The following is a 14,216-nucleotide window of genomic DNA, read 5'->3' as shown; positions in this document are numbered from 1 at the left end:
CGAACGGCTGTCTTGGCCTACCAACGGACCTTCGAGCGTAGAGCACAAGTGCTCGCAGGGAATCCCGTTCAAGCGGACGAGTGGAATGGGCAGACTGAATCGTCAGGGGAACCGTGTGGCGCACCTCCTTTTGCTCGGCGCGGGCTTTACCCGCAACTGGGGCGGGTGGCTCGCGGGCGAACTCGCCGATGACCTGATCAGCCGTCTCGCGGATGTCCGGGACCTCTGCAAGAGGCTTACCGACAATCCGAACTTCGAAGAGGTTTTAGGGGACCTGCAACATGAGTGGCGTCAGAACCAGCAGCCTGTGCAGCGTGAGCGGCTGGACGCACTTGAACGTGCAATCAAGGCTTCGTTCAACGACATGAATTCCATGCTCGCGGAGCTTCCCGGAATGGAGTTTCAGGGCAATGGCTCGAACTTCGTCCAGCGCAGCATCGCCGCCTTTCTGACCCGCTTCGACGCTATCTTCACTCTCAATCAGGATTTGCTTCTCGAATTGTTCTACACGGGAGACCTTCGGGTGGGCATCCAGTATCCCGGCATGCAGGTGCCGCCGAACTTCTGGGCGGCCCGTCCCGATGAAAAGCTTGTCGCAGAGTGGCGACCACGACCGCTGGCCCAGTATCTTGTGGAGCCGCGAGGCCAGCCGATCTTCAAGTTGCACGGCTCCGTCAACTGGCGCAGCGAGGGCGGCCATGACCTGCTTGTGATGGGTGCACGCAAGGAGGAAACGATTGCCGGATCAGCATTGTTGGCACAGTACGCCAACGAGTTCAGCGAACGCCTGCGTGAACGCGGTACGCGACTTATGACCATCGGCTACGGCTTTGCCGACGAGCACATCAATCGGGAGATCGTCGCAGCCGCAGAGGCAGACGACACCTTCGGCCTATTCGTGGTCAATCCAAGCGGGCGTAAGGCACTGCGTCCGCGCAATGACAATGGAGCGATTCCGCAGCCGCCCCAGGCGATTGAGAACGTGCGCTACATCGGCGGCTCGACCCGGCCACTGAGCACGACCTTCACGAACGATGAACTCGAACGCGCGAAATTGGTGCGCTTCTTCGACGCCTGACGCTGGAGAAGTCTATTGATTCGTGTCACCAGCGGCCGGACACGGAGGCAAGTGTGCGCTGGGGAGCGGCGTAAGGCCCCCGGGAAATCTAGAACAATTTTCGATCCGGCTCGCGCAAAATACCGCTGCGTCTAATACGACGAATCGGGGGAGATATGGCTGACGGTAATGCCGCGTTGATCGCGCTTATTGGCGTGTTGGCAGGAGGCTACGTTAATAACTTCTTGGCTGAAGACTATCGCCGGTTCCGGGATGGGACAGCACTAGCGGGTGCGTTGGCGGGCGAGCTAGGTTCACACATGCAGGCATTCCCGCTGCTGCGGACCATGCTGACCATACTAAAAACGGCGGTTGAGCAGGGAGAAAGCCCATCACTTCGGCGCTTCGACCCGCCGAACGACCCTATCTATGAAGCCAACGTGGGCAAGATCGGCTTACTCGGGGGCAAGCTCGCGGAGGAGGTTGCGTTCGCGTACCAGCAGATTCGCGCCTTCAGATTGAACTTCGCCCTCATACTGTCCCACCACGAGGACATGAAAGCGCCTGAGATTGTCGTTCGCCTGAGTGCATGTCTCGAAACCATCAATAGGGGTGATGCACGCGCGGTCGCGTTGTTGGCCGATCTGAAGACGCTCGCCAGCCAGCGATATCTGGACGCACGGCTTAGCGGAATTCTGTCGAAGATCGCAGGGATTAACTAGTCCGTGGTCGTAGACCGCATTAATTTCGTCGCCGTTACGACATTGAGTGTCTCACAACACGCCGCGGCTACCGAACTGCCGGTGACGGCCGAGGCCGTGTAAAAACGCGCAGAACGGCGGACCGGTGACGCCCGGTGGGAAGCGCCGTTGCGTTAGACCGAGATACCGGCAGATGACGCGATCGTGTTTACTGGCAATCAGCGTCGGCGCGCGCGTTCACGCGCCTGCCAGCTTCATTGCACGCATCGTCTTTGCGAACCCGAGAATCCTGATGACGCGTTTGAGGTTGTAGGCCAGCACATGCAAACTCATTTCAGCTCCGACATGGCCAAGTCCGCGCGTCTGGAAGTGCGTCGATCCCATCCAGTGCTTGAGTGTGCCGAACACATGCTCAACGGTCCGGCGTCGTATTGTCATGGCGTCTAGCTGACGATCCAGCCTAGCCTGCATCGCCTCAAGTACCGCTTCGTGTTTCCATCGTCGGATACGACGGTAATCAGCGGGCGTGCACTGGCTTTTCATTGGGCACTTCGGGCAAGCGCTACTCCAGTATGTTCGCAACTCCAGTAGGTTGGCGCCTTCGAAGGAGGTGTATCGGTATATAGCCCGTTGACCCGCTGGACACAGGTACTCGTCATCGCGTGCAATGTAGATGAAGTCGGCCCGGTCGAACCGCCCATCCGCCTTTGCACCTGATGTCTGTGTTTTCGGCACCAGCGCCGCAATGCCCGCGTCATCACACGCCTTGATCTCCGGAGCACTGAAGTACCCGCGATCAGCCAGTGCCCTGATTGTCTTCTTGCCCATCGCATCGCGTGCGGCCTTGGCCATCGGGCTTAGCTGCGCGTGGTCACCACCGACGTTCGTAACTTCATGGGTCACGATGAGGTGATGCTTTGTATCGACAGCCACCTGAACGTTGTAGCCCACCACGCCTGTGCCCTTGGCCTGCGACATCATCGAGCGCGAGTCAGGATCGGTCAGCGAGACCTGTTTGCCCGGTAATTCATTCAACAGTTCTGCGGCACAATCCAGATCGCGCATCTGCTCGCGAAGCGTTTCAATCTTTTCCCGTAGCCGTTTGGTTTTCGCTTCCACCTCGGCTGGTTGCGTGCGATCTGCCGTCTCCAGGGCATCCAGATAGCGCTGAATACTTTGCTCGATCTGTTCCTGACGCCTTGCAATCTTGTTGGGCGTAAAGTTGTTATCGCGGCTGTTGACCGCCTTGAACTTGCTGCCGTCGATAGCGACGGCAGCTTGCGTGAAGAGCTTCAGATCACGACATATCACCACGAAGCGCCGGCATACGTTGCGAATGCCCGCGCTGTTGCTGCGCCTGAACTCGGCGATCGTCTTGAAGTCCGGTGCGAGGCGACCGGTCAGCCACATCAGTTCGACATTGCGCTGGCACTCACGCTCCAGACGTCGGCTCGACTGCACGCGATTGAGATAGCCGTAGATATAGAGCTTGAGCAGAACAGCTGGATGGTAAGACGGTCGGCCCGTAGTCGCGGGCGTGGTGCCCTCGAATCCCATTGAAGCCAGATTGAGTTCGTCCACGAATGCATCGACTATCCGGACAGGGTTGTCTTCGGCGATAAAGTCCTCAAGACATTCCGGCAGCAACGTTGCCTGATTGCGGTTCGCACCTTCGACAAATCGCCCCATCTCCGCCTCGCGCGCTAACAGGTTGATTCAGTCTAGGCGATCGGGCGAGTTTTGACACACCCTCGGCCAGGAGCAGCCTTTGATCTGCAACATCAAACAGACGCTTGAATGTCCCCGTCCACCTTGGCAACGGCCATTCGAGCACCTAACGCTGTCGTCACATCATCGGCCGGTGTGGCCGCGCATGGAGGAAATTTTTTAGCTGTGACGATAGCGTTGAGCCGGCCGCGTCTACTGAAACAGTTCGGGCGGCACCGCATGGTACGCTTGCCCGTAAGGGCTCTTCACATGGTCAGCCCCACTGGACTGCCAACGCTCCTACAGCAACAAGGGTTCGATTCGCGGATGCAGAAATGGGAGTTTCGTGCGTAGTCTTGGGAGCGGCCATTACCGCTCGTTCCAGATTTTTCACTGAGAGTGGCCCGCAGGTGCGAACAAAATAGTTAGGCTGCCCCAAATGACCGGCCAATAGTCACTAAGGAAATCCAATGCTCGGACACGGAGTTTTAATGACTAGCAACGAGGGCGTCCAGACGCTGCAAATGACGGATGTGACCTTGAAGCTGCTTTCCCCCGAAGAGCCCCTTACCAAGACCGAACTTGAGTTGATTCAACTGAAACGGTATCAGGAGTTGGCGGGTACTAGCGCGAAGGATATGGCGTTCATATTGCTGGAGCAAGGCGACAGACCTGACTTTTGGATCGAGAGAAATGGCCAAAAGCTCGGCTTGGATGTGGCGGCGTTCGCGTTCGATAAACGAAGGCAGGCAATTGCTCAATTCCGACTTATCAAGGGTCGTCTCCGTCGTGAATACCGAGCCGGACGACTTAGGCAGTGTGTGGGTCTCAATATTGTTCTACAGTTCAGTACCGCCTTCATACCCCGTCCAGAAAATATTGACCCGGCAATTTCCGAATTGGTGGAAATGTTCGAGGGACTTGAACCTGATCACGAAGCTTGGGCGACACTTGACGGGGAGAAATGGGTCATGGGCGAAGTACCTGACCCATTTCCAATGGGCGAAAAAGGCGTCACTTCCGATGGCTCTATCGAGTGGTACGTTGCTGGTCCGTCGATGCACAACAATCGCTTTGTACTCGAGTGCGGATTCAATGTTGAGCATCAATATCTCGCGACTGCAGGGGGCGCCGACGTAAAGCAGCGCTTAGACAAAATCATCGCCAAGCATGACAAGGCTGATCAAAGAATTGACGAGCTTGTCATTATCGCGGGAGGGCCCGACAACGACGGCGAAGCAGTTTTTGACGAATCGATGCTTGCAAGTTTCTTCGTTACCCAATGGCAGGGCCAAGTTGAAACACCAAATCATGCAAAGAGAGTTGTGCTGCTTAACTGGCAGGCGAATACTTTGCACGTATTATATGAACGTCCGTAGCGGTCGTTCGCAGGGATAGAAGGCGGACTGGCCCAAATGACCGCTCTGGCCGATCAACCGCCGACCTACAAGGCTTGGCGAACGACCGTTATGCCGTGGAAGCTGCCGGTGGGTTTAGGCTAGGTCAAAGGGCCGCAACGGGTCCAGCCTGTGTGAAAACGTGTTGATCGCCCAAACTGAATCAACGCACTGAGACCGGGTGATGCATGAAGCGATTCGTTGAAGGCGATGACCGCAAACAGGTCGCACCACTTCCCGAATGTGTCGATGACTACATCGGCGGAGATAACCCAGTCAGGGTCATAGACGCCTTCGTCGACGAGCTGTACCTCGCGGAACTCGGTTTCAACGGCGTCAAGCCAGCAACGACCGGTCTTCCCTCCTATGACCCCGGTGTGATGCTCAAGATCTACATATACGGCTATCTGAACCGGATACCATCCAGCCCGCCGCCTGGAGCGCGAGTGTCAGCGCAACGTCGAGCTAATGTGGCTAACGGGCCGCCTCGCTCCGGACTTCAAGACGATCGCAGATTTTCGCCGTGACAGCGGCACAGCCATGCGCAATACATGTCGGCGTTTCGTCGAACTGTGTCGCGGGCTAAAACTGCTATCCAGCGACATGGTGGCCATCGACGGCAGCAAGTTCAAGGCATCAAATAGCCGGGACCTGAACTACACAACGGGCAAGCCTGACAAGCGCAAGCAGCAGATCGAGGAGAGTGTGCAGCGATATCTCGACCTGATTGAAACGGCAGACAGAACCAGCCCAACAGGTTTCGCTGTAAAGACCGTTCGGCTGTACGCGACAAAGGCCATGAAGTTCGCGGCAGGCTGAAGCCCCGAGGGGCTTTGTTGTGCTTGCGATGTCCGACTAGCGAAAATTCGGCGTATCGAACTTGATCGATCTGATTGCCTATCGCTTACCTTCGAAAAATTGTGTTTCCACACACTCTGGGTCGTAATATGCCTTTTGCATAGAGCACGTTGCCGACGGGATGGCCGCCGAAGTTCGTGTGGCAGCGCGCGGCCGGGAGCCGTCGCTCACGCACGTTGACGGTCGGACGTTCGGGCGTCGGCTCCGCCCCCCGTAACCGGCCATTCGATTGTCAAGGATGAGTGCTCTTTTACCGGTCAGTCCGAAAATCGGCGTCGTACCGCACACCACGTTCCGCGAATGACCGCTTCGCGTGAAATCCTATGCCCGGAGTCAAGACCCGCTGCGGCCCTTCGAGCCGCCTCCTAGCAAATGACGCCTTCGAGGCATCGGACGAAGCCACTCACGTGGATGGCAGCAGCAATGCCCCTTCACGAGCAAACGTATACGCTGGCGCAACTCCTCTGGGTTCAAGTCGGCCAGTGCCGGATCGTCGGTCAGCACCTCGATCGCAACATGCAACGCTTCGTCCTTGCCACCTGAATGGCCGCCTACGAAAACGACGCACTATTCCCGGCCGTCGCCGAGCGTGACGACCGCCGCAGCCTCATATGAGAACGAGTAGGACGCGGTGTGCACCCGCTCGGCGAGGACGTCGGTCCGGGCGTCATAAAAACTGACGGGGACGCCGGTGACGCGCGCCGACGACTCGGCAAGTCCAGACGACCTGTGCTCTCTTCTGTCGCCTGAAGGGCAACGCGTGCCGCCAGCACGAGGCACGAATGTTCTTTGATGCCAGCGGTCTGTCGGAAGTGCGACCGCAGGTAGGTCGCGCGGGAGGCATTTACCGCGACCAGCGCGCCGCCGCTACTGACGCACTCGCAGTCGCAGTGGGCGTCGCCCTCGTCGGCTAATGGTCAGTTGTCGATCGTATAGGACCGGATTACGCACACGTTTACGTTGTGCCTGTACAAAATATCGCCGCTGTGCATGACCGTCTTGAAGTCATACTTGCAATACCCGCTCCCGTCATCCGGGTCGATAGTAGCGTGATATCCAGCGTGCAAAACTCCCGTTCCGAGTAGGTCAGTGCCCCACTCGTTTGTGCCGACATTACTCGCATAAAATTGGTCAATATTGTCGTCTGTTTCATTTACTAGCACAAAGCTCCGGTCGTAGGCGTATGCACCGGATATTGCAACGGTCGCTGCCGCCAATATGATAATGCTTCGCGCTAGTTGGGCGACAACAGGTGCGGATGTGATTTTGAAGATTGTGGCCGTTTCCATGATCATCTCCAAGAAAGTTGCGATGCCGGGACGTTTGCGGCCCGGGTGAAAACCATTTTGGAAGATGAGGAGGATCAATGTAATGCACATATGTGGCGCAACCGATGTATCGCGGTGGGGCCTACATCTGTAGAAATGGGTATTGCGTTAATCGTTGGTAAGGGCGTCAGTCTCGTCGCAATTCGCCGTGCTCAAGTGTTGCGCCGAAGATGCATCTGGCGTTGCCCTTGTCTCACGGCTTCATATGCTCTTGACCTTGACCACATCGCCGCCATAAAGAACGGGGCTTTTCGCGCGACGGACCATAAAGCAAGGGCCTCGCCGGGCGACACTAAACGACCGCTACGTCGAACTGGGCGTTGAACGGTCGGGAACACTCATCGTGGGTCGCACATCCAACCTTAAAGCATTACTGGAAGTTCCATAAACGGCTAGGTTCGGTTCTGGCTCAGTAGCTTGATCCTATCAATCGGCAAAGGCCGTCAAGCCATTGCGCTGTCGGACTCCGCTTCAGGACATGGATGCGATACATCTGTAGCCTTCACAGAGCGGCCAGTATTGGTTCACAGTGTCGGTGTAACAAACTCATACTGTCTCAATAGCATTCGCGGCCACTAACCGGTGAACCTAACAAACCATGGCACTGATACACAATCTCCACTTGCCGTTGCCCTTCGCCGAAGGCGAGCAGGAGGCCTCTTACCAGGACGATACGGCGGAACGATTCCTTCGGCAGCGGCGACTTGCTGCTGGGCTTGGTCTCGGGATGTGGACAGCGTTTCTGTTCTGGGACTGGGTACAGAGCCCTTTTTTCAGTCGTCACGCGTTTGCTCAACTTCTTGAGATTCGCTTCGTTGGCATGGCCATTCTGGCATATGTCTGCAAACAGGCTTGGACGGACGTATTTTTAAGTGAAAGGAAGGCGTCGGTCTACATGCTGTCGGCGATTTTTACTGGTTGGCTCGGACTTCTGCTTATGATGATTGTAGCGCCACCCAACAACAATTTCAGAGAGTATTATCCAGGACTATTTTTATGTTATTATTTTCTGTTTACATTTATACGAGTGAGCGCCCGACCCACTCTTATTCTCGGATTCATTCAATTCCTACTTTTCAATGTTGTCGAATATATCATTGGAGCATCTGTATATTACTGGTTTTCGGCGTCATTTTTTCTTATCTGCTTCTGCATCCTAGGCTCTTTTGTCGCAGTACAGTTGGAAGTCGCGGCTCGAGGAGAGTTTCTAGCGCGACTTAGATTGACTAATGCGAAAGCCGAAGTCGATATCGCAATGGCCACCGTGCAAGAGCGCAACGAAAAGATGCGGGAGATGATGGAAGATAAAGAGCGCTTTTTCGCCGCAGCTTATCACGATATCCAACAGCCTCTCGCCGCGATACGCCTATTTCTTCAGGCGGCCATGGTAAAAGCAAGCGAGTTTTCCCCAACCATCCAGCCTGATCTCGCCATTATCGACCGATCAGCCGCTGACATTTTTAGCATTTTTAAGGATATTCGGGATTACTCTGAACTTGGAAATTACGAGGTAAATATGCTGCCTGCGAATGTGCAGGACCTCATTTCCGAGGTACATGAGCAGTATGCAGGGGCAGCCAAAAGTAAAGGATTGGATTTGCGATTGTTTCGCGGGCGTCATGCGACTGCTGTCATCGTTACCGACAAATTTTTGTTGAAGCGCGTCCTCCTCAATCTAATGTCGAATGCAATCAAGTACACCGAGCGCGGCGGAATTGTGCTCGGCTGGGTCATCGGCAAGGAGATCGTTCGTATTGACGTTGTGGATACGGGCCTAGGAATTCCAGAAGAATATTTCAGCAAGATATTTGATGAGTATTATCAGGTTAATAACCCAGGGCGTGACCGCTCGAAAGGCCTTGGGCTTGGCCTTTCTATCGTGCGAAGGATTCAGCACATTCTCCCTTGCCACCAACTAAGCTTTACCTCCATCGTGGGCAAAGGGTCGCGATTCTCCGTTTACGTTCCGCTTTCGACGGACTTGCCTGCCGCAAACGCGGACCGCGAGACAACCCGCCCTGCCCTCAGCGGACTGGTAGGGCGGTATGCGATAGTTTGCGACGATGAGCCGACTGTTCTGCAGGGCCTTAAAGGGCTACTCGAGCACGCAGGTATGTTGACGGATACAGCTGAATCGCTTTCAGACGTCGAGCAGATACTGCAGCGGTCCGAACGTGCTCCCGACGTTATTGTGACGGATTACCGACTGCAGTCAGGCTATACGGGCGCCGATGTCATCGCGGCCGTTCGTAGCTTTTTTGATGGGGTGGCAGCAATTCCTGTGGTGATTATTACCGGTGAGATATCTGTCCGAGATATTGAAACGTGCGTTCCGGGGCCTGTCATCGCGATCGGGAAGGCTTCCACTCCTGAAGAGCTAATGGCCGCTGTCAATAACATGATTACATTGGGGCAATCCCTCTCGCAGGCGTATCCCGCATCGGCGGACCGGATATGATTCCGTTTTTTGCACAGTAAACAATTAATTCAGTTCGTCGCTTCACATTAAAATGAGCCAATAAATGACTTACATATTTCCTGACGGTAATATCTTCGACCTGCATTTTTGAAGCGATAGACTTGTTTGGCAATCCACGAATTAACCACCTCAGCGTCTCAGATTCACGAGGTGTCAGTCCAGTGGTCGTGGGCGGGGGTGGCAGAGACGCACATGCTTGCCCGGAGTTTCCGTCAGTTCCGTGGACCATGGGAGCTGACCAGTTGTCATGGTTCGCGGTTAGATTACCTCTATCGAATATCGAACTGGGCAAAAAAACACCGCCGACAAGAGCCGACTGCAGCGCTGCATTCAGCGCCTGTGGGCCTTGAGATTTCGGCACGAATCCCATTGCGTGTAAGTCAATCGCAGTATTAACGGTGTCTCTGTCCTCAAGCGCTGTCATCACAACTACCGGTAGTGCAGGCCTCTCCGTCTTCATTACTCTCAGGGCGTCGAAACCGTGGCCATCGGGGAGTGCCAAGTCCAGAAAGACTAGATTCAGCGGTTCCACTCGGGCCAGTTCCAAGCCGTCCGACATCCGTCCTGCTTCAAGTATCTCGATGGTCGGGTGCAGTTCCCGAAGTAGCAGGCCGATACCCGCACGAAACAGTGCGTGGTCATCTATAAGCAGCACCCGCATGTCGCCCTCCGGTCGCTAAGCTAAGTCAGTATAGAAGACGTTCGCACCGATGGATAATGTCACATGCACCGCTTTGTGGTTATCAGCGCATACCACGCCCAGTTCTAGAGTTACATGGTCGACGCAAGCAAAATGAAAAATTTCCAGTATGGTGGATATTTCGCGGTCGAGAGGCGTGCCATCAGCACACCCTGTGGAGGCGAGGGGCCCCGGTCAACCAGCCTCTGCGCCGCGTCTAGATCATCTGGGTAGTTTGGGTCGTCGTTCCAAGGTGACGACCGTGACGGGTCACTCAATCAGCATACGGAAACGTTGCTTCATTGGCCTGCCAATCGCCAATACCAGCGTACGATCCGTCGGGAGCCATGTGTGGAGTACCGCCAACGTACGAGCCGTCAGGAGCCATCTGCGGAGTGCCGCCAACGTACGATCCGTCGGGAGCCATCTGCGGAGTGCCACCAACGTACGATCCGTCGGGAGCCATCTGAGGAGTACCGCCAACGTACGAGCCATTGGGAGCCATTTGTACGTATTGACCAGAAGCGGATTGGTTTGCGGCAAGCAGAACGACAGCGACTAGTGAGAGCAACAGTTTCATAATTTTCTCTCGCCTGAATAGGTCTCTGATATGCAGTTGATATATCAACTACATGAGAAATGTAAGTTATCCGTATGCGACGGAGTGCCACCAACGCCCATTTAATTCGCCCGATGGGGCTGGAGGGGTCCGTGTTTGGCATTGACGCGATTTGGTTTGGGAAGCAACCGCAGCATGGTCGTACAAGCGGGAGCTGCCGTTCGCGGGCTGACACGGGGTGACCGGCGGAGACAGTGGTCGGCCATGCGTGGTCCTTGAGTCGCAGGCCGGACTCGGCACGCACCTGTCCGGAGCGGTCTCAGAACCGGCCCCTCAGGAGCTTGAAGGAGCGTATTTGCGAGTGTTCTGCATTGAACCGGCCCGGCAACTTCAACTTACCAGTCGATGAACGCTTCAGCCCGTTCCGCCAGGGATTCGCACACTTGATCAGTCGTTGCGAGTCGCAGCTTGGTACACATTACATCCGCATTCGTGGTTGGGTCCCAGATCATGCGCCTTACCCCCTCGTTTTCCTAATTTGCAGCGTAGTTGGTGACGTGAGCGGGCTCGCGCGATGTTTCGGAAACCAGGCAAACTTATAGTTGACACATCAACCATATAGAATGATGTCAGCCTCCTGTATGCGACATCGCGTCGCCGACGTCCATTTAATGCGCATTGTCCCGAGGGCGGCTGTTGTTTCCGAAACGGTCATAGCGGTATCGCGGGCCTGATCGACTGTTCAGGGTTGCCTTCCGCCGTTCACACAATCAGCGATAGACGGTACTCAGTGGAATTGGATGGGCAGTGCCATCCCGGTGCTGCTGAAGTAGGTCCATAGCACTCTCGACTTTCCCGTGACAGCCCGATAGCACCAACCGTTTAAAGAATGGCCTAGCCTCAACATTAAGCTGATCCTTGTCCGAACTCGGGCCGCCTCTGCCGCGTTTCCCGGTAGTCCGCAATGAACCGAAAAAAAGTGCCCGCACGGGGCGGGCGCAATTCCTTTGGAGACCGAGGGATACGGGGATACCCTCTTCGCACACTCTAGCCACTACCGGGTCGGCGCATAACTATTCGAATGAGTAGGCCCGCGAGATCCCTCGTTGCGGCGAGATGCTGAAAGCGGTGAGACCGAGCGCCGGTGACCTCGATCGAAACCTGTGCGACTTAAGATGCGGGCAGCGACGATTGTCCGAAAAGTGCAGGTCTCTGGAGTTCACAGCGGCTGACCGTCTAAATCATGCTTGCGTCGTGGGAGAGATGCGCAACGCACATCGCGTGAATCTGTTGGACCACGGGCTTCCTATAGTCGAGAAACCAGCCACGATTCAGATTGAAAAGCTGTACGAGGTCGGCCTCGGCTTGTGGGAACGGCAAATCAAGCGCCTTTAATGCGACGACCCGGCACGCCTCGACGAGCTGTGCGCGCTCCAGCCAATCGCATTCGGCGCCGTTCGAACTGAGCCAAATTTGCGCAGACTCGATGAGATGGATGGTACGCAACCACACTCCGCTTCGAGCAAATGCGAACAGCTGGCCGACCACGAGGAACGCGAGCAGTTCAGCCTTCGTTTCATCATCCAGCCGCTTCATTTCTCAGCTTCCGCTTTCGGCGTGTCCGTAGCGCTCTTCGGCCCACGCGGCGGTGCCGGGAACGCCTCGGCATGCATCAGCTCAGCAGGGAAGAGATTCAGGAACGAACGCGCTTCGTCCGTTGTGTTACTGCCGAGCCAGTTCTCATAGTCGGTCGGTCGCACAATGACAACGGAGCGCTTCTCGTCACCTGGCTTGTGGAAGCGCTTCATGAGCGGATGCTCACTTGAATTGACGGTCAGCATCGTGAACGACAGCGCTTTGCCTTCGTCACCGTCCTCCCACTCGCGCCACAGGCCGGCAATGGCAAACGGTTCGCCGGAGGCCGTGTCAATGCGCCAACGCACAGCTTTCCCGCTTTCGTAATTAGGCTCGTAGAACGCTTCGCAGGGGATAAGGCACAACTGCAAACGCTTCCACGCACCGCTAAAGCTACGCTTCTCGCCAACCGTTTCCGCGCGCGCGTTCATTGTGTCGAAGACACGAACGCCGGGCGGAATATGCCTGCGCGGCACCATGCCGAACGTTGCGACGTCGGCTCTCTCTGCGTCCGCCACGCGCCTGATAATTGGTGCCGGATAGTCCTTGTACACCTCGTCTCGCCAAGGGCTATCGGGCGGTTCGACGCCGAACTGCTTGAATATCCGGTCGCGGCGTGCCGCCGCATAGTTCGTGCACGTAAGGTTCCTCCGTCGAGGCAAAGACATCTTGCCCGCCTGTCTCCATTCCTGGATAAACTGTACATCCATACAGTGTTTTTGTCAGATCATGGCCCAGTTTGGGAATACAAGTGGGCAGTCTGGGACGAGGTCAAAACCCGCTTCGTGCCCACACCGATATGGCTTACCGATGAGGAAGCCCGGTCCGACTGGTATGCCTACGACATGTGCGTCTACCAGCTCGGGCATACGAAGCGAGACCGCATGCATTCGGTCGGCCCGGCAGTGGACCCACCTGCTGCTGACCTACCGTGGCATCGAGAGCGTCGGATGCGCGCCGAGCGTTGCAGATACGGCCTGCCGCCATTCGTCACGCCGCTCGACGACGAGTTGAGGCGCATCTGGAACCGGCATCCACGAGATGAGGTAGGTCGGCTCGCACTTGAGGTGCAGTGCGGGCGATACGCCATCTCCGAACTCGAGGCGATTGCTGCGGAGGGCTACTGGCACCTGCAGAAAGACTACGCGACCGTCGAGGAAGCACGCAAATATTTGGGGCGACTGCGGCGCCGCCTGATGCAGGAGCTGCAGCGAATTGGGCCCATAAAATGGGAGCGACGATAACTTAATGTCCGTGGCGATGGCTGCTTAAGGACGGTCACCCGTTGCTTGCGCGCTTGCCAACTCATGAGCTGTTCGTCGGGCCGGCGCTTAGAGGGCCAAGAGCTGTCATAGCGCTCGTTCCACGGTATCTCCGGCCCAGAGGCGAATTCAGGCACTGCGGAGCACTTTGGACTTAGAATCCATGGGTCGTCGGTTTAAATCCGGCCCCGCAACGAATTCCGAAGATCCGACTAGTACCAAGAGCCGCTCAGCGCGCGAGATTTGCGCTGTCACAGTCGCGCGGAGTTTCGGCATTTGTTCTGTGTGACGACATTGGGCCACCGTGATCTCGAAGACGATCGTTGTAATTCAGCTTGATCTCATACGGCATGTCAGCGACTGCGGATTCGAATAATAAGTCCTCTACAGCGGTTCATGCGACGCCTCCGGCCGAAGGAGAGCGACGGGCGCTCCGAGGGTATTTCAGCTTGATCTCATACGGCATGTCAGCGACTGCGGATTCGAATAATAAGTCCTCTACAGCGGTTCATGCGACGCCTCCGGCCGAAGGAGAGCGACGGGCGCTCCGAGGG

Annotated in this window: 10 protein-coding genes and 1 pseudogene; 6 read left to right on the top strand and 5 right to left on the bottom strand. The window is 56.1% G+C overall.

Features of this window, described 5'->3' with window-relative positions; all coding sequences use genetic code 11:
- Positions 1-85: 85 nt before the first annotated feature.
- Both JMY28_RS11300 and JMY28_RS11295 read left to right on the top strand, forming a co-directional pair.
- Positions 86-1,078 (top strand): SIR2 family protein, encoded by a 993-nt coding sequence (locus JMY28_RS11300; protein ID WP_201696021.1) that lies wholly within the window; start codon positions 86-88, stop codon positions 1,076-1,078.
- A 155-nt stretch (positions 1,079-1,233) separates the two neighbouring features.
- Positions 1,234-1,779, top strand: coding sequence for a hypothetical protein (locus JMY28_RS11295; protein ID WP_201696020.1), 546 nt, complete (start codon positions 1,234-1,236; stop codon positions 1,777-1,779).
- Positions 1,780-1,995: 216 nt separating this feature from the next.
- On the opposite strand, the gene JMY28_RS11290 is transcribed toward JMY28_RS11295, so the two are convergent.
- Positions 1,996-3,447, bottom strand: coding sequence for an IS1182 family transposase (locus JMY28_RS11290; RefSeq protein WP_201696018.1), 1,452 nt, complete (start codon positions 3,445-3,447; stop codon positions 1,996-1,998).
- A gap of 509 nt (positions 3,448-3,956) precedes the next feature.
- Between JMY28_RS11290 and JMY28_RS11285 the strand changes: the two genes are divergently transcribed.
- Together JMY28_RS11285 and JMY28_RS11280 are read left to right on the top strand one after the other, a co-directional pair.
- The gene (locus tag JMY28_RS11285; protein ID WP_201696016.1) at positions 3,957-4,844 is read left to right on the top strand and encodes a hypothetical protein; all 888 of its coding nucleotides are present in this window, start codon (positions 3,957-3,959) and stop codon (positions 4,842-4,844) included.
- 206 nt (positions 4,845-5,050) lie between these two features.
- Positions 5,051-5,648: pseudogene (locus JMY28_RS11280) on the top strand (transposase); the annotation flags it as partial.
- Between the two features lie 989 nt (positions 5,649-6,637).
- Here the strand turns inward: JMY28_RS11280 and JMY28_RS11275 are convergent.
- Positions 6,638-7,009: a hypothetical protein gene (locus tag JMY28_RS11275; RefSeq protein ID WP_201696014.1), complete on the bottom strand. Its 372-nt coding sequence runs from the start codon at positions 7,007-7,009 to the stop codon at positions 6,638-6,640.
- Between the two features lie 637 nt (positions 7,010-7,646).
- On the opposite strand from JMY28_RS11275, the gene JMY28_RS11270 reads away from it, so the two are divergent.
- Positions 7,647-9,506 carry an ATP-binding response regulator gene (locus JMY28_RS11270; RefSeq protein WP_201696013.1) on the top strand — a complete coding sequence of 620 codons (1,860 nt, stop codon included), beginning with the start codon at positions 7,647-7,649 and terminating at the stop codon, positions 9,504-9,506.
- Here JMY28_RS11270 and JMY28_RS11265 read toward each other — a convergent pair.
- From JMY28_RS11265 to JMY28_RS11255, 3 genes are all read right to left on the bottom strand, one after another.
- Positions 9,451-10,188: a response regulator transcription factor gene (locus JMY28_RS11265; RefSeq protein WP_201696012.1), complete on the bottom strand. Its 738-nt coding sequence runs from the start codon at positions 10,186-10,188 to the stop codon at positions 9,451-9,453. The genes JMY28_RS11270 and JMY28_RS11265 overlap by 56 nt on opposite strands.
- Before the next feature lie 1,813 nt (positions 10,189-12,001).
- On the bottom strand, positions 12,002-12,361 hold the full coding sequence (locus tag JMY28_RS11260; protein ID WP_201696011.1) for a hypothetical protein: 360 nt from the start codon (positions 12,359-12,361) through the stop codon (positions 12,002-12,004).
- Positions 12,358-13,068: an SOS response-associated peptidase gene (locus JMY28_RS11255; protein ID WP_201696350.1), complete on the bottom strand. Its 711-nt coding sequence runs from the start codon at positions 13,066-13,068 to the stop codon at positions 12,358-12,360. The genes JMY28_RS11260 and JMY28_RS11255 overlap by 4 nt, the downstream gene beginning before the upstream one ends.
- Before the next feature lie 282 nt (positions 13,069-13,350).
- Here JMY28_RS11255 and JMY28_RS11250 point away from each other — a divergent pair, with 282 nt between their 5' ends.
- Positions 13,351-13,644, top strand: a complete 294-nt coding sequence (locus JMY28_RS11250) for a hypothetical protein (RefSeq protein ID WP_201696010.1) — start codon at positions 13,351-13,353, stop codon at positions 13,642-13,644.
- Positions 13,645-14,216: the final 572 nt, after the last annotated feature.

The organism is Paraburkholderia hiiakae (assembly GCF_904848665.1).
GTDB classification, from domain to species: domain Bacteria; phylum Pseudomonadota; class Gammaproteobacteria; order Burkholderiales; family Burkholderiaceae; genus Paraburkholderia; species Paraburkholderia hiiakae.
Note: the sequence above shows the minus strand (reverse complement) of the source record. Positions and strands in the feature narration are given on the sequence as shown.